This window comes from Paenibacillus sp. FSL R5-0341, from assembly GCF_037975235.1.
Classification (GTDB): domain Bacteria; phylum Bacillota; class Bacilli; order Paenibacillales; family Paenibacillaceae; genus Paenibacillus; species Paenibacillus amylolyticus_A.
In genome coordinates, this window is sequence record NZ_CP150241.1 from 2528790 (window position 1) to 2543245 (window position 14456).

Consider the following 14456-nt stretch of genomic DNA (forward strand, 5'->3'; position numbering starts at 1 on the left):
TACGCTGAGTTGTGAATACAGAAACGTTATATGCAATAGGCCGGAAAATAATAATATATGAGGGTGTGATTCCATGAAGAATTGGATGGAGATCGATTCTTCTCTTGACTATCAATTATGGGAGAGAGTATGTAAAGACTTTAATTTTAAACCCAGTATTCATAAGGAAGAATGGCCAAGTTTTACTCCGCCTAGTCCCTTTATTGTTTATAATATTGCTCATCTATATGGACCAAATTTCGAGAAGTTATATAGTGATTTAGAGACATGTATAACAAAGGCTATGATTGAGTCCTCTGATGAAGATGATTATTTGTATGTGCTTGATTGGCAGCATGAATCATATTTGTTTAACCCACGGCTTGATAGCCCCAAGAATGAGCTGAATGAATGGCCGATCCCTTTATATCCCAATGGGGACTACTACTTTTTTATTGAGAAGGATTTTTCATGGGGGTATTTAGGTCACCCATGGGAGAAATCAATTTGTATTTTTGGAGAAGAACTATTAAGAGCTATAGAAACAAATAAACCAAAGCTATTTAATCAGGAATTAAGAAGAAATACTTGAAGGAGTATTCGAAGAAGCGGCCTACTATATATAACATAATATTCACGCTGTTGCTCTTTATGGAACCTTGGTCTGCGGGATGGATTTCGAGGAGGGATTTCAGCAGACAACCCCTTCCGGGTTCATGAATACTGGAACGTTAGATGAAATCAGGGGAATGCTTAATTAAATTATAAAGATTAGATAAACTATTAGTTAAGGACGGGGATGTCAATGAGTAGCTTGTTACTAACCTCTTGTGGTTTTTATACTGAAGATATTAAAAATCAATTTCTGGATTTTATTGATGGAGATATTTCTCAATTAAAAGTCTCAATTATTACAACAGCATCCCCTAGAAAAGAAACTAATAGATATGCACAAAGAGCAATGCAAGAGTTTAAGGACATGGGATTTCAGCATATCAATTTTGTAGATATAGAATTTGATGACCCGCAAATTCTCTTACATAGAGATGTTATATATATCAATGGTGGGAATCCATTTACATTATTGTATTACGCGAAGAAAAGCGGTGCGGATGAAATTATTAAAACACTGGCCGCACAGCATGTAATTATAGTTGGAGTAAGTGCAGGAACGTTATTACTGGGGCCGAATATTAACATTGTCGATTTCTTTACTCCACAGATGAACACCATGAATTTAACGGATTTTAAGGCATTAGGTGTAACCGACAAGCTTATTTTTCCTCACTATGATCGAGAGGACATATTTAAAGATGATACTAATAAAACAATTGAAGAGAGAATAGTAGAATTTGAATGTAGTGAGAACTGTAAGGTGACAAGGCTTAAAGATGAAGAATATATCTCAATTTTAATAAACTAAGCACATTGAAAGTCGTAAATTCATTATATATAGCTCGAAGAAGCTCATATTTTAGGAGGAGTCTATATGATATTAGAAAAAGTTATAAATAGAATTGCAATACAAAGTGAATATAAGGATTTGGTTGATAAGTATATAGATCAGTTACTTAACGAATTTAAAGGTAAGATTCATAGCATTTATATGTGTGGCTCGATTCCCAAAGGAACAGCTCAACCTTTTAAGTCAGATGCAGACTTTACTATTGTATGTGCAAATCCCGAAGATATTGATTACGAAAGATTGTCAATGATTAAAGATAGGCTTTTGGAAGAATATCCATTCGTCACTAAGATGGATACGATCATTTGCTCGATTGATGATGTATTAAGTAGACCGAATGATTGGGGTTTTTGGATTAAGATCATTTGTGTTTGCATACATGGTGAGGACATTGGTGAAAAAGTACCCCCGATCATAATTTCTCCAGAATTCATTTTAGACTTAAATACAGATACCAAGGAGGAAGTAGATCGTGTACATCGTTCACTTTCTAATGTTAGTGATCACTCAATGAAAACTAGATATATTAAAGGTTACTCTAAGAGATTAATTCGTGCATTATACTCTTTGGTATTAGAAGATTCAGGGGTATGGGAAGATGAAATCATTAAGATGAAGAATGCCATATTAAACTATTGCAATATTGACTCCGCTTTAGTTGAGTATTTATATGCTTGTTACTTGGATAGCAGCAATGTACTTGTTGAAGAGTTTTTGAGAATTGCAGATGAAGTATATCGCTATTTTGAGAACGCTTTACATACAATGGCTGCTTCCAGAAATTCATTTGACTAACAATATATTAACAATCGTAGTCACTCTGAGAAGCGAGTGAACACTTCCAGCCCCTAGAGCCTAAAGGCTCCTCGGTCCGCCGAAGGGGAATGGCAGGGAAGAGAATCAGCGGACGCATCCGTACCGACTTAACCGCATCTCGGCCGCTCCCATTGGTCGCTCAGTGGGACGTTGTAGATACAGTAACTTTATGCGCCATTAAAGGAGATTAATTTATGAAAGGGAAGATACTCTTATTATTTTTTATCACGATAGTGTTTTCATCCTGCCAAAATAGTAGTCAATTGACTACCTTGAACAGCGAAACTAAATCAATAATGAATTCTGAACTGCCTCCTGATGTATTGAGTACAGGTAATCGAACAGAATTGAAAGAAATAACTGAAGGTCAATCAGATCCTTCTATCAATCAAGTGTTATCCATGAGTATTGGGAACTATGATTTGACTGGAGATCTTTATGATGAAATGCTTCGAAATCCTATAGATCATGATTATGAAGTGGAATTTAATGAATTTCAAAATTCCAAAGAGATTATTACAACATTGGAATGGGGGGCGTTGGAAAGCAAATATACAGAGATTTGGGATAAAGAGTTGAAACAAATCTATAAAAAACTTCTTTCTAAGTTGGATGAAGAACCAAGAGAAGCACTAATTGAATCTCAGAAAGAATGGCTACAGTATCACTCAAGGGAATCAAAATTTGTAGAGAAGACATTTATTAATAATGGTTACCTAGGATCACAAGGATCGGTAAGCCTAGGCAAGGTTATAAGGGAGAGAATTAGGGAAAGAACAATGCAATTATTTGAATATCGATATTTGTTAGATGCTGAAGTTGAGTTTTTATACCAAAGTAAAAAATAGAGTTGGAATCTGGATCAAAGGTTTTTAGGTGATGCTTCGAATTCAGTAATGGTACATTACAATGTATTCAAGCTGTGGGATGGATTACGAAGAGGAAATTCAGCAGACAACCCTTTGGGTTTATGAATACAGGAACGTTATCGTAGATCAGCAACCATAGTGCGATGAAACGAACGAAAGAGAATTACTGGAAGACCTATAGAAATTGGCGTGATGAAAACAAAAGCGATTATCATGATACTTTTATGGGAAAGTTATATGATGAATTTATAAGTCTTGAAGAGCGTGCCATATACCTGAAATATAGTTTTAATACAACAGAAGCAGTGGTATTTTGCTCGATTAATATCTTTTACATAGAAGAGCAAATAGGAAATTATGATATAGAGTTCTTTTTGAACGGTGAGATAGCTGATGATTATCTGGATTTTGGAGACGTGTTACTTAAAGATAGGATTACCAAGGTGAAGCATAACTTGAAGGTTGCAAGAAGGGCTCTGAAACTAGGATTTGAAACATCAGACATTTCTAAAATTACGGAAGTCCCACTTGAGTATTTAGAAATATTAAAAAAGAAATATAGTTGAATGTTAGACGAAACTCTTGAAATTCGAAAAAACATCCAGTGATTTACACCAGGAGGCTGAGGAACAATGGGAATTAAAAAGCCTAAGATCATTGCTATTGCAGCAGTATCAGGGGGAGGGAAAACCACTATTACGACACGTCTAACCCAAGTGCTAAATAATTCGACGACCTTATATTTTGATGAGTATGATTTAGAAGGACCCGACGATGTTGTTAACTGGGTTGAGCGAGGCGCTGATTGTAATGAGTGGAACCTAGAGCCACTAATTTCTGATTTGACAAATCTTATTTCTTCAGAAGGAACGGAATTCATATTGTTGGATTATCCATTTGCAAGGTTACACGACAAATTGAAAAATATTGATCTGACTATTTTCATAGATACACCTCTTGATATAGCAATGGCAAGAAGAATATTAAGAGATTTTAGAGACAAGAATGCAGAATCTATTTTAGATGATTTAAGTCTTTATTTATCAGGCGGGAGAAGTGGATATGAAAGTATGTTGAAGACGATAAAACCGAATTCGGATCTGATTATTGATGGTCTGCTACCTATTGAGGAAATAGTTAACATCATATGTGATAAGATAAAGAGCTGATATCCAGCGCGAACGTTGTTAGTCACAGTAATATCATACGGTAGCATTCCAAGGAGGATCATATCATATGAAGGCCACCATCTATATGGTTAGGCATGCTGAATCACCATACGATGAAGGAAGCGAAATTACTAGAGGACTCACCACGAAGGGCAAGAGGGATGTTGAGAAAGTTACTGAAATACTTAAAGTAGAAGGAATAGATGTTATTATATCCAGCCCGTATAACCGGGCAATCCTTAGTGTTGAGGGATTGGCACAATACTTTGAATTAGATATCAAAACATATGAAGATCTAAGGGAAAGGTTTTTTGCTGAAGAAATTATTGATAACACTGAGTTAATGTCAGTTATTAGAGATAAATTTAATGATTTTGATTATTTTTTACCAGGTGGGGAGTCTAATGCTGATTGTCAGAATAGATCGATATCAGTGCTTAAAAATATATTAAAAGAACACGCTGGGAAGAAAATAGCTATTGGTACACATGGACTTGTAATGACTTTGATGATGAATTATTTTGATTCAAGTTATGGTTTGAATTTTTTAGATCAATTAAAGAAACCAGATATATATAAATTACGTTTTGAAAATTTTGAATTAATAGATGTAATAAGACTGTGGAATGAATAGTCCTTCAAAAGTTCATTAACTACCAAACCAAGATCGCAATCATTGGTGATTTTTCGTATTATTCGAGTAAGAGCCTTAAGGATTTCATATATGAAAGCAATAATGGAAAAGATATATTCTTCCTGCCTGATGAAGATCAGGCTATTGAGAAACTGAGCAAGGCTTAAGCGAATTCACTTGATGTATTCTGAAAGCGTTCTATAATGACATTCCTGCCTATTTCGATGCTCATTTCTATAGAGCAGTATCAAATCAATGTATTTCACAGTGATACTTTTATTAAATATTACCTCAGTAAAAGGAAGATGATTACGATGGAAAAAGGCAAAATTATATTTTTGAACGGTGTAACCAGTTCTGGTAAAACTTCAATCGTAGAAGCAATGCAAGACTACTCTGATCCATTTTTCTACGTTGTGGCTAATGATCTTTTTGAAAATACAATCGGAGATAAACATCTCCAGACGGATTACTGGAAGTATCTTAGTGAAGCCATCATTATGATGTATCACACGGCAAAGTTATTTTCGGATAGCGGGAAGCATGTTCTGATCGATGGCATACTTGTCGAGAGACCTGAGCTCACGCCACATTATGAACAAGTCAAAAACATTTTTGACGGATATCCATTAGATATCGTTGAGTTGTATTGTCCTATGGACATTTGTCGTCAGCGGAATATCGAACGTGGGGATCGAAGAGAAGATCAATCCGATGAGCAAAATAAAATCATGGCATCCAACATTCACTATAGTTATTCGGTTGATACGAGTGTGAATACACCGGAAGAGTGTGCAGAAATGATTATTACTTTCCTATTCAAATCACGTCATGAAACATTGGATACTAACAAATAATACTCAACGAAGCTGGGGCATCCAATAACATGGTATTCCAGCTTTTTAACTATCTGAGAGGGGTAAAAAAGATTAGCACGCTAGAGTGATCTTTGCGGAAGCTTCTCACGAAATACAAAACAAGCCCCTAAACTTTCCCCATAATATCTGATAGCAATATTATGTTATTGGAAGTCTTTTTAAAAAATGAGGACGTAAAGTGAAGTGTTGAAATAGGTTAGAATTTCGGGAGATGATAAAATGAAAGGCAGGCCACAAATTGTTTTAGATATCGCAGGTATTTTGTTAAGTAACATGTCAGTTACTTGCTGGGAAGATATGGCTCAGGAATTTAATCTATCCGCAGATACATTGAAAGAGCATTTCAAAGGCATTAAAAGAGGGCTTTGGATGGGAAGTATGAAAGAAGAACAGTTTTGGGAATGGTTAATCGAGACGTATCCTACAGTACCACTAAACAGAGCTAAGGAAATAATATTAAATGCAATAATTCCGTTACCGGCTTCTCAATATCTTGAAGGATGGAGTAAACTTGCTGATATTCATCTACTAAGCAATCATTGCAAGGAATGGATAGAGCCGAATATGAGTAGTATTAACAAATTTGCGAAAAGTGTAACGATCTCTAATCAAGTTGGTTTATGCAAACCTGATATTGAGATATACAAACTTGTTGACTCCTTTTTGCCTGTTGGAGAAGAGGTTTTATTTATAGATGATCAAGAGAAAAATTTGAAATCTGCGAAAGCTCTTGGGTGGACTACAATACTTGCAGATGAACATTGTAATTGGATAAACGAACTACACTCCAAATTGCTTTAGATGATGATCTAAATGTTTATAGATGCCTATACCCCATTGCTCAGGTGTTAATTTTCCGAAGAAAGGGTGAGGGTGAGTGGAGCATTTTTCTGGACCACCACGTTGGAAAGTTGCAATCTTTTGTTTCAGTTCCTCTTTCTCTACCATAAACTCTCTGTTGTCTTCTATGATAATTGTTGGGATGGTCGACATATTATGAGGTAATGGCTTTTCATTATAAAACATCGATTTGGCAAATCTCCCAACGAACCTCCCCAGCAATCCTCTAGGTGGAAAAGCGTTCCCCATGGGAATATCTTGGAATGCCGAGCAGTGAGCCAGCATTTGAGCAGCCTGCATGCTACCCCATTCAGGTTTGGTATTCGCACGGAGTCGATCAATACGCTTCACGATTTCTACAGCATGGGTTTTATTAAAGATACTTTTCATAAGAACACTCCAATCATCCATCTTTTTTGATTTCACTTTTCCATAGCGATTAGAGGTTTCGGAAGTTGAAATCGAGAATATGACAGTATGGGTATTTTAACCAATTTAAATCGATTTAACAATGATTAGATTTTTTGTTTCTCCAGTTTGAAGTAATAAAAGTATAGATACAAGACAGAAGTTAGTTGTCTAACCTTTTTAGACAGTGCTGGAATGACTCCTCATTTGAGCGACTTGGAACATTTCTAGCCAGAGACGTACATTCTCTCATCAGAGATAATTATGAATTGGATTTGCCGCTTATGAACCTGTTTGATCCCAAAGCTGATGAGCACGATCTTGTTCCTGACCATTTGAAGAAATTGGTCGAACATGTTCTTAGTGTACCGGGTACAGGAAAATCAACCTTAATTCATGGAGATTAGGGGCCACATAATGTACTTATCTCCAATGATTCGATGCATATTATTGATTGGGAATGGGCAGCATGGGGCCATCCCTTGTATGATGTTGCGTGGGTCATATGGTTTGTGAATCTTTACTATCCGCACTTCGCTAAGGAACTGTCAGAAGTTTTCTTGAACGCGTATAAAGAACATTCAGATCTTCCAATAACAAACGATTTAATCAAGGCTTATTCAACATCCAAAGTGATACATATAATAAATCGAATCAAGTACGCAAATACAGATGTAAAGGACGAGTGGCTACGGAGGTTGGAGTGGACTTTACAGACTCGTTTTGTATAAAACGTGTAAGATAGCCCGTGTCGCAAGAGGTTTGCACAACAACGTGAAAGGAGTGATGTCGTATGAGAAACAATATGAATATGAGTAGAAGAAATGGAGTTGCCAGAGGTGTTTTTGTCTAGCGCAGAGGACCCAAGGAAGGGTTCCGAGGGATTCCTCTGCGTAATTTTCACGAGGAGGAATTTCAAACTATGATTCATTTAAAACCTGTATCGGTGGATAATTGGTATGCATGTACTCAACTGAATGTAACTGAAGAACAGAAAAAAAGTTTTCCCGCTCCGGTTGTATATTGGATTGCTGAATCCAAAGTAGTGACCGATTTTCAACCTATGGCCATCTATTATGATTCGGATCTGGTTGGATTTGCTGTGTACTCAGATCAGCCGGATCATGAGGATAACTACTGGCTTCTTGCTCTAATGGTAGATACAAAATATCAGGGCAGAGGTTATGGAAAAGAATCATTGAGGCAGTTGATTGATCTAATGAAAGAATCGCTAAAATGTAAACGTATCATGATTGGACACAGGCCGGAAAATGGTATCGCAGGGAATCTGTATGAATCACTTGGTTTTCACAGAGTAAGTGAGGAACTAATCGATGGCGAAGTCGTTCGGCTTCTAAGTTATAAGTAGAGCCAAAACACACGCGATTTGGATCGTAGGGAGGTTGATTGTCCTGAAGCATTTACACATTGTTTTCTCATTACTATTTATCATGTTAGGAATTGTTATTATTACGATCTCGAACATAATTGAAGAGGTGATTCCAAAATTAGGGTACGCGGCATTTCAGTCAGCGGCAGCTGGCAGTTATACTCCGAGTGATTATCAAGTAAATCTTGAACTGAATTATTGGATTGGAGCGATATGTATTTTGGGTGGAGTTATCTGTTTATTAGCTAGAATGAATTGGGTTCAGAATTCCATCCGTGAAATGAATATAAGAAACAGAGCGTTTGATGAAACTCAAAATTATGATGATACAAGAGAACAGAAGTAGTATATGATATAACATAAAAAGGAAGGGGCAGATATACATGATTACATTTCAATACTTTGAACCGGAAGATTTTGATCAACTGATCGAATGGAGTGGGGATGAAGCGTTTCTGCTCCAGTGGGCCGGGCCTCAGTTTCATTATCCACTTTCCAGGGAACAACTATCTGATTATTTGGATGGTGCGAATGATAAGAACACTTCGAATAAGTTCATATATAAAGTGGTGGATGAATCCACTCAGGAGATTGTGGGCCATATTGCTCTGGGTGGTATCGATCGATATAATCGTTCAGGGCGCATTGGTAAGGTGCTCCTTGGCAAACCATATCAGGGTAAAGGATATGGGAAGCAAATGATCGATGAAGCACTTCGAATTGGATTCGAAGAGGAAAAGTTACACCGGATCAGTCTGGGCGTATTTGATTTTAATGTCTCAGCCATCCGATGTTATGAAAAAGCGGGTTTCGTGCAAGAAGGACTTATTCGCGATGCCAGAAGATATGAAGATACATTCTGGAATCTAATCGAGATGAGCATTTTGGAAGATGAATGGAAAAAAACGTTACTTAATGTAGAAGGAGCATACCCTTGGAAGTAAAATCTCGACTCCATGGTTGTGCTCTTTTGTAACATTCAGATTGGAGTGATGAAATGATCATCATGATTAACGGAGCATTTGGTTCCGGAAAAACTTCGGCAGCAGAAGCGCTTCAGCCTTTGGTTTCCAACAGTATGATCTACGATCCAGAAGAAATTGGTTATATGCTCAGAAAACTTCTACCGGAGAATTGTAGAGAGGAAAGGGAACGGACGGATGATTTTCAAGATATTGAACTATGGAGAATTCTAACCGTAAAGACGGCTAAAGAAGTAAAGCAAAAATACAACAAACACTTAATCATCCCCATGACCATCTATAAAGAGGAAAACTTTCATTACATTTATAGCGGGTTAAAAGAGATCGATCAGGACATTCATCATTTTTGCCTAACGGCCACAGAAGAGACGATTTATCATCGTTTGGCTAAACGCGGAGATGAATATGGAGGCTGGCAGTATCAACAAGCACCAAAGTGTGTTGAGGCTTTCAAGGATGAACAATTTCAAACCCACATCGCTACAGACCATCTGGAGACCAGTGAAATCATAGATATCATATTGACGAAAGTCCTATCCAATTAATTACCATTCGTTTTTAATAGGAGGGGTTTATGATGATGATTGTACATGTACTCTTAAGAAAAGAATGGGAAGCCGCGTTGATCAATGGGGTATACAGAGCAGCATCCTTAGAAAAAGAAGGTTTCATTCATTGCTCACCTGTAGATAAGATTGTAGCTGTGGCTAATTATAATTACCATGGGACAAAGGGGTTAGTATTACTAGGCTTGGATGCATCTAAAATAAAATCCAAAGTTGTATGGGAAGATCTGTATAATGAAGGCAGGGAATATCCTCATATTTACGATGAGTTAAATCTAGACGCGGTAATTCATACATATGATTTTGAGCCTAATGAAGAAGGGAGATTTTCGCTACCTGCTGATTTAGAGAAAATACAGTGAGTTCGAAGTTCATAGATAGACGCTGATATCGTTGAATAAATGAATAGAAGAGGATGGATGGTCATTGACGATAGTGACTTTTGAAGAAGTAACCGAGCAGCACCTCCCTGAAATTAGAGCTATTTATAACTACTATGTATTGAACACAACCATTTCGTTTCATACGGAGGAATTAGATCTTGATCAGATTAAAACCTCTGTCATGAACAAGGATACCCGATATAAAACTTACGTAATTCTTGAAAACAATCAAATGATGGGCTATGTACTGATCACCCAATATAAGAGTAAACAGGCATATGATATTTGCGGAGAAGTCACCATATATCTGAAGCCCGACATTTTGGGAAAAGGCTTGGGGAAACAAGCATTAAGTTTTATTGAGATGGTTGCAAAAGAACAAGGATTCCATACGTTAATTGCGACGATTTGCATGGAGAATACCAGAAGCAAATCATTATTCGAGAGAAATGGATATGAGCAATGTGCTCTATTTAAAGAGATCGGATATAAATTTGATAGAAAACTGGATATTGGAAGTTTCCAAAAGATATTGTAATTGGATTGTTGGGGGGGTTAACGATGTCTCGTATTTATGGAGAAAGAATTGTGTTAAGAGAATACCAGGATTCTGATGTGGATTACATCAAACAATGGGTGAATGATCCGGAAATCACAGGGACTTTATCAGATAATTTTTTGTATCCTCATTCGAGATATGAGACGGAATCCTTTTTCAGAACAATGGTTGAAGGCAAGTCTTCAAATAAAAGTTTTATTATCGGGTTGAAAGACTCGTTAGAATATATAGGTCAGATTGATCTGTACAAAATTGATTGGAAAAACCGCTTTGCATCTTTAGCAATTGTAATAGGAAGAAAAGAATTTCTAGGTAAAGGTTATGGGAGTGAAGCCATTCGTATACTACAGAAGTTTGTCTTCGAAGAGCTGAATTTAAATAGATTAGAACTTGAAGTGTATGAGTACAATGAGATTGCTTACAAGTGTTATTTAAAATGTGGCTTTAAAGAAGAGGGAAGATATAGAAAGAAGATATATAAAAAGGGGAAATACTGGGATGGTGTTTGCATGAGTATCTTAAAAACTGAATATGAGCAGTCATAGTCTCAGAAGGCATCCGTGATATAAAAGATCAATTTGAGAGGAAACAACTTTATTGTAAAAGAGACAGCGAAAAAGCTGCCCCTTTTATTCATCTAAGCCAATCTATGTTTAACTTTAAACAAACCTACCGAAGTTACTCTTCTTCGTTTAGAAAAACAAAACCACTGTCAATAAGCCCCTGTAAATACTCGTCAAAGCTGTTTGCAATCACTACGTATTCGTCAGGGTCGTGCAAAAAGCGAACGATTTGACCACGTACACCTTCATCAGTAGGGTTAAAATCAATATAAAGTCTGGATGTTCCACCATTGTTCATACAGTCTGAAAAATGAATATATTTCCCTGGAAGAAGCCCCTCACGATTGATCTTAGAGTCAACGGCATCCTCTTCATCTTCGTATTCTAAAAGATAAGAGACGTCTTCTTCATTTTTTGAACTTTCGAGCATTTGTTGGGTAGAGAGTAAATAATATGGATATCTACCTTCTTCAACATCTGAGCCAAGAATACAAACCGTAATTTCTCTATCTCCGTACTTCCTCCAATATGTACCATCAATATTTTCAAGTAAACCGATGAGTGATTCTGGACAATTTGGATATTTTGATCGTAATGTATTTATATCTTCTTTTGTAGCACTGCTCGCTGTATTCAGTTCCTCAAGTTCTTCTGGTGATAATGCTGCTCTTAATCCATTTAAAAATTTGTTCACCAAATCCATTATGTTGACCTCCCAATCATAAAATATAAAGCAAATATACGCAGATAAAGTAAAGGTACTGCGTTGGTGTGAAAAATCTTTCCCCTACAATATGTTATGTATACTATGATCAGTTTATCATTTTTCTCTAGTTTATTGGCAACTACAAGGTTTAATTTTAGGTCTGGTGATAAAGGTGCATGGGATTAACTGCTAAGGTTGGATAGACCCTCCCATGCTTTCGTAGTACAATTATGTAAGTAATTGGAATGGTTAGTCTTATAGTGACGATATAGAGGAGCGGAATACATTGTCATTACATATGTTGCACGGCAATTTAATACATATGATAGGCATTTTATGAGGGTTCTGCTCACTAGCTCATCAACCAGGATATGAGTGAGTGAAAATCTCCTATAATTTTTGATTATTTATGAATACGATTACACCATATGGGGGAGGGAGTTCACTTTGTCTGATTACTATTGGGATGACCAAATCGAATATCTGAAGAATACGCGATGGCTTTACTATAACGATGATTATCTTAAGTTTTTGGTTCAACGTGTATGGAAGATTGAAAAGTCGGTAGATATTATCGACTATGGATGTGGTTTTGGCTATCTTGGCCTGAAGCTACTTCCTTTATTACCCGAAGGATCAACCTATACCGGATTGGACAAAGGAAAAGAATTGATTAAGCAGGCCCAAGATATTTTCTCAAAGACCTCTTTTCAAACGACTTTTATAGTAGATGACATTGAAACGGTGCAAGTGGAACGCCAATACGATATTGCTATGAGTCATGCCTTCTTATTACATATGACGGAGCCTGTCACTATTATTCAGAAGATGATCGACAGTGTAGTAGATGAGGGTAGAATCATATGCTTTGAACCTCATTGGATCGCTAATATGTCAAACTTTGAATTGCATGGACTTGAACAATCGAAGATTATTCAGCTTGATGTTCTCCAAAAATTGTTCGAGGAGGATACCAAGCGGAGTGGTAAAGACGGAAATATGGGAATGAAAATCCCAATTCTGCTTAGTCAACTTGGCGTGAGAAATGTAGAATGCCGGATGAGTGACAAGGTTAACTTCTTAGATCAACACATGGCAGATTCGGATAAGGAAAAGCTTTTTCATGCATTAAAAGAAGAAGGACTGGGACAAGAACCGAATGCAAGAAATGAAGTAGTTGCTCAACTGATTGAAAGAGGACTGAATCCAGAAGAAGCGAATCGACAATATGAGGCAGAGAGTGTTTTTACTAAGAATTTCAGTGAGAACTCATGGCTAACCTATGCTCCTAATATGAAAATTACATCGGGAATCGTTACGAGATAGGTGAACTGTTTCTATTACACATAAGGAGGCACACATGATGATATATCGGAGAAAAACCTATATTATTGCGACTTCTTTTGTAGAAGAGTTCAACGCTCTATTTAATGATATTTTGCTACCATCTCAATTGAAATACGGATCAAGACTTATTGGGAGATGGCACACACCAATCGATGATGAAACCAGTGAAATTTTTGCGATGTGGGAATACGATACCCTTGAACAATACGAAGAGATTGAGAAAAAGATAAAATCAGATACAGAACACGTAAAGCGAGTTCAAGCCCGTTTTGACCAAATCGGAAAACATCGGTATAAAGAAGTATTTCGTGACGAGATTAGGCAAGCGTTTTTCAGATCGACAGTAGATCGCGAACAAACGATCTTGAAGTGAAATGAATGAAGAAGGAGTTGAGGGAAAGATGGAGACAGAACGACTTATGTTTCGGAAATATACCAAAAATGATTTTGATTTACTTTTTGAGATGACAAGTGAGCCGAATATGATGAAGTTTATAAGACATGGAGGACCCTGGACGAAGGAAGAAACCATGCAAAGTCTCGAAAAGTTCATCAACTGGAATAAAGACGATAAGGGGCTGTTCCTCGCGATCAATAAAGAGAATAACAAGTTAATTGGAACCTCTGGACTCATTCCTCAAATCATTGAAGGCACGGATGAGCTTGAGGTCGGTTACTGGGTTGTAGAGCAATACTGGGGAATGGGTTACGGATACGAACAAGCAAAAGCATGGAAAGAATACGGTATGGATCATTTGAAACAGAGTCGATTAATATCGTTAATTCAACATGGCAATGTGGGCTCTATGAAAGTCGCGCAAAAGAATGGCATGAAACACGAGAAGGATGTAGACATCATAGGGAAAAATGTAGCAGTTTACTCGATTGAGGTGAAGTGAAT

Annotated in this window: 21 protein-coding genes and 1 pseudogene; 20 read left to right on the forward strand and 2 right to left on the reverse strand. The window is 36.9% G+C overall.

All coding sequences use genetic code 11. The annotated features are described in order from the left end of the window. Positions 1-73: 73 nt before the first annotated feature. From MKX75_RS11565 to MKX75_RS11610, 10 genes and pseudogenes are all read left to right on the forward strand, one after another. A complete protein-coding gene (locus MKX75_RS11565; RefSeq protein ID WP_339169663.1) occupies positions 74-571 on the forward strand; it encodes a DUF2716 domain-containing protein in 498 nt (165 codons plus the stop codon). Between the two features lie 213 nt (positions 572-784). Further along, positions 785-1402 carry a Type 1 glutamine amidotransferase-like domain-containing protein gene (locus MKX75_RS11570; RefSeq protein WP_339169664.1) on the forward strand — a complete coding sequence of 206 codons (618 nt, stop codon included), beginning with the start codon at positions 785-787 and terminating at the stop codon, positions 1400-1402. Positions 1403-1468: 66 nt separating this feature from the next. Next, positions 1469-2239 (forward strand): nucleotidyltransferase domain-containing protein, encoded by a 771-nt coding sequence (locus MKX75_RS11575; protein WP_339169665.1) that lies wholly within the window; start codon positions 1469-1471, stop codon positions 2237-2239. A gap of 215 nt (positions 2240-2454) precedes the next feature. Then, positions 2455-3108, forward strand: a complete 654-nt coding sequence (locus MKX75_RS11580; RefSeq protein ID WP_145147012.1) for a lysozyme inhibitor LprI family protein — start codon at positions 2455-2457, stop codon at positions 3106-3108. A 164-nt stretch (positions 3109-3272) separates the two neighbouring features. Next, the gene (locus tag MKX75_RS11585; protein ID WP_339169667.1) at positions 3273-3695 is read left to right on the forward strand and encodes a hypothetical protein; all 423 of its coding nucleotides are present in this window, start codon (positions 3273-3275) and stop codon (positions 3693-3695) included. Between the two features lie 66 nt (positions 3696-3761). Beyond that, entirely contained in the window at positions 3762-4298 is a 537-nt protein-coding gene (locus MKX75_RS11590) for a hypothetical protein (protein WP_339169668.1), read from the forward strand. Positions 4299-4365: 67 nt separating this feature from the next. Continuing rightward, positions 4366-4932: a histidine phosphatase family protein gene (locus MKX75_RS11595; RefSeq protein ID WP_339169669.1), complete on the forward strand. Its 567-nt coding sequence runs from the start codon at positions 4366-4368 to the stop codon at positions 4930-4932. Next, positions 4932-5099, forward strand: a pseudogene (locus MKX75_RS11600) (DUF4180 domain-containing protein); the annotation flags it as partial. The gene MKX75_RS11595 and the pseudogene MKX75_RS11600, both read left to right, overlap by 1 nt. 147 nt (positions 5100-5246) lie before the next feature. Then, on the forward strand, positions 5247-5789 hold the full coding sequence (locus MKX75_RS11605; protein ID WP_339169670.1) for an AAA family ATPase: 543 nt from the start codon (positions 5247-5249) through the stop codon (positions 5787-5789). A 240-nt stretch (positions 5790-6029) separates the two neighbouring features. Further along, positions 6030-6611 carry an HAD-IA family hydrolase gene (locus MKX75_RS11610; RefSeq protein ID WP_339169671.1) on the forward strand — a complete coding sequence of 194 codons (582 nt, stop codon included), beginning with the start codon at positions 6030-6032 and terminating at the stop codon, positions 6609-6611. On the opposite strand, the gene MKX75_RS11615 is transcribed toward MKX75_RS11610, so the two are convergent. After that, positions 6591-7040 carry a DUF1569 domain-containing protein gene (locus tag MKX75_RS11615; RefSeq protein ID WP_339169673.1) on the reverse strand — a complete coding sequence of 150 codons (450 nt, stop codon included), beginning with the start codon at positions 7038-7040 and terminating at the stop codon, positions 6591-6593. The genes MKX75_RS11610 and MKX75_RS11615 overlap by 21 nt on opposite strands. Before the next feature lie 907 nt (positions 7041-7947). On the opposite strand from MKX75_RS11615, the gene MKX75_RS11620 reads away from it, so the two are divergent. The 7 genes from MKX75_RS11620 (at position 7948) to MKX75_RS11650 (ending at position 11484) form a co-directional block, all read left to right on the forward strand. After that, positions 7948-8427: a GNAT family N-acetyltransferase gene (locus MKX75_RS11620; RefSeq protein ID WP_339170436.1), complete on the forward strand. Its 480-nt coding sequence runs from the start codon at positions 7948-7950 to the stop codon at positions 8425-8427. Positions 8428-8509: 82 nt separating this feature from the next. Continuing rightward, positions 8510-8794 (forward strand): hypothetical protein, encoded by a 285-nt coding sequence (locus MKX75_RS11625; protein WP_339169674.1) that lies wholly within the window; start codon positions 8510-8512, stop codon positions 8792-8794. Positions 8795-8831: 37 nt separating this feature from the next. Continuing rightward, positions 8832-9392: a GNAT family protein gene (locus MKX75_RS11630; protein ID WP_339169675.1), complete on the forward strand. Its 561-nt coding sequence runs from the start codon at positions 8832-8834 to the stop codon at positions 9390-9392. Positions 9393-9445: 53 nt separating this feature from the next. Beyond that, the gene (locus MKX75_RS11635) at positions 9446-9976 is read left to right on the forward strand and encodes an AAA family ATPase (protein WP_339169676.1); all 531 of its coding nucleotides are present in this window, start codon (positions 9446-9448) and stop codon (positions 9974-9976) included. A gap of 29 nt (positions 9977-10005) precedes the next feature. Then, positions 10006-10359 (forward strand): DUF952 domain-containing protein, encoded by a 354-nt coding sequence (locus tag MKX75_RS11640; protein ID WP_339169677.1) that lies wholly within the window; start codon positions 10006-10008, stop codon positions 10357-10359. 73 nt (positions 10360-10432) lie between these two features. Beyond that, positions 10433-10918, forward strand: a complete 486-nt coding sequence (locus MKX75_RS11645) for an N-acetyltransferase family protein (RefSeq protein ID WP_339169678.1) — start codon at positions 10433-10435, stop codon at positions 10916-10918. A 23-nt stretch (positions 10919-10941) separates the two neighbouring features. Then, complete coding sequence (locus tag MKX75_RS11650; protein ID WP_145147032.1) at positions 10942-11484, forward strand: GNAT family protein; 543 nt, start codon at positions 10942-10944, stop codon at positions 11482-11484. Positions 11485-11617: 133 nt separating this feature from the next. On the opposite strand, the gene MKX75_RS11655 is transcribed toward MKX75_RS11650, so the two are convergent. Further along, a complete protein-coding gene (locus MKX75_RS11655; protein WP_145147034.1) occupies positions 11618-12205 on the reverse strand; it encodes an SMI1/KNR4 family protein in 588 nt (195 codons plus the stop codon). A 450-nt stretch (positions 12206-12655) separates the two neighbouring features. On the opposite strand from MKX75_RS11655, the gene MKX75_RS11660 reads away from it, so the two are divergent. Genes MKX75_RS11660 through MKX75_RS11670 form a run of 3 tightly spaced genes read left to right on the forward strand, consistent with a single transcriptional unit; the run spans position 12656 to position 14454 of the window. Further along, positions 12656-13534 carry a methyltransferase domain-containing protein gene (locus tag MKX75_RS11660; RefSeq protein ID WP_339169679.1) on the forward strand — a complete coding sequence of 293 codons (879 nt, stop codon included), beginning with the start codon at positions 12656-12658 and terminating at the stop codon, positions 13532-13534. 34 nt (positions 13535-13568) lie between these two features. Next, positions 13569-13928, forward strand: a complete 360-nt coding sequence (locus MKX75_RS11665) for an NIPSNAP family protein (RefSeq protein WP_260986500.1) — start codon at positions 13569-13571, stop codon at positions 13926-13928. 46 nt (positions 13929-13974) lie between these two features. Beyond that, on the forward strand, positions 13975-14454 hold the full coding sequence (locus MKX75_RS11670; protein ID WP_339169680.1) for a GNAT family N-acetyltransferase: 480 nt from the start codon (positions 13975-13977) through the stop codon (positions 14452-14454). Positions 14455-14456: the final 2 nt, after the last annotated feature.

Bases quoted from the DNA above. Each gene is read 5' to 3' on its own strand.
- MKX75_RS11640 (WP_339169677.1), top strand. From the start codon at position 10,006: ATGATGATGATTGTACATGTACTCTTAAGAAAAGAATGGGAAGCCGCG.
- MKX75_RS11665 (WP_260986500.1), top strand. From the start codon at position 13,569: ATGATGATATATCGGAGAAAAACCTATATTATTGCGACTTCTTTTGTA.
- MKX75_RS11565 (WP_339169663.1), top strand. From the start codon at position 74: ATGAAGAATTGGATGGAGATCGATTCTTCTCTTGACTATCAATTATGG.
- MKX75_RS11585 (WP_339169667.1), top strand. From the start codon at position 3,273: ATGAAACGAACGAAAGAGAATTACTGGAAGACCTATAGAAATTGGCGT.
- MKX75_RS11650 (WP_145147032.1), top strand. From the start codon at position 10,942: ATGTCTCGTATTTATGGAGAAAGAATTGTGTTAAGAGAATACCAGGAT.
- MKX75_RS11580 (WP_145147012.1), top strand. From the start codon at position 2,455: ATGAAAGGGAAGATACTCTTATTATTTTTTATCACGATAGTGTTTTCA.
- MKX75_RS11570 (WP_339169664.1), top strand. From the start codon at position 785: ATGAGTAGCTTGTTACTAACCTCTTGTGGTTTTTATACTGAAGATATT.
- MKX75_RS11635 (WP_339169676.1), top strand. From the start codon at position 9,446: ATGATCATCATGATTAACGGAGCATTTGGTTCCGGAAAAACTTCGGCA.
- MKX75_RS11615 (WP_339169673.1), bottom strand. From the start codon at position 7,040: ATGAAAAGTATCTTTAATAAAACCCATGCTGTAGAAATCGTGAAGCGT.
- MKX75_RS11575 (WP_339169665.1), top strand. From the start codon at position 1,469: ATGATATTAGAAAAAGTTATAAATAGAATTGCAATACAAAGTGAATAT.
- MKX75_RS11655 (WP_145147034.1), bottom strand. From the start codon at position 12,205: ATGGATTTGGTGAACAAATTTTTAAATGGATTAAGAGCAGCATTATCA.
- MKX75_RS11625 (WP_339169674.1), top strand. From the start codon at position 8,510: ATGTTAGGAATTGTTATTATTACGATCTCGAACATAATTGAAGAGGTG.
- MKX75_RS11610 (WP_339169671.1), top strand. From the start codon at position 6,030: ATGAAAGGCAGGCCACAAATTGTTTTAGATATCGCAGGTATTTTGTTA.
- MKX75_RS11630 (WP_339169675.1), top strand. From the start codon at position 8,832: ATGATTACATTTCAATACTTTGAACCGGAAGATTTTGATCAACTGATC.
- MKX75_RS11590 (WP_339169668.1), top strand. From the start codon at position 3,762: ATGGGAATTAAAAAGCCTAAGATCATTGCTATTGCAGCAGTATCAGGG.
- MKX75_RS11670 (WP_339169680.1), top strand. From the start codon at position 13,975: ATGTTTCGGAAATATACCAAAAATGATTTTGATTTACTTTTTGAGATG.
- MKX75_RS11605 (WP_339169670.1), top strand. From the start codon at position 5,247: ATGGAAAAAGGCAAAATTATATTTTTGAACGGTGTAACCAGTTCTGGT.
- MKX75_RS11595 (WP_339169669.1), top strand. From the start codon at position 4,366: ATGAAGGCCACCATCTATATGGTTAGGCATGCTGAATCACCATACGAT.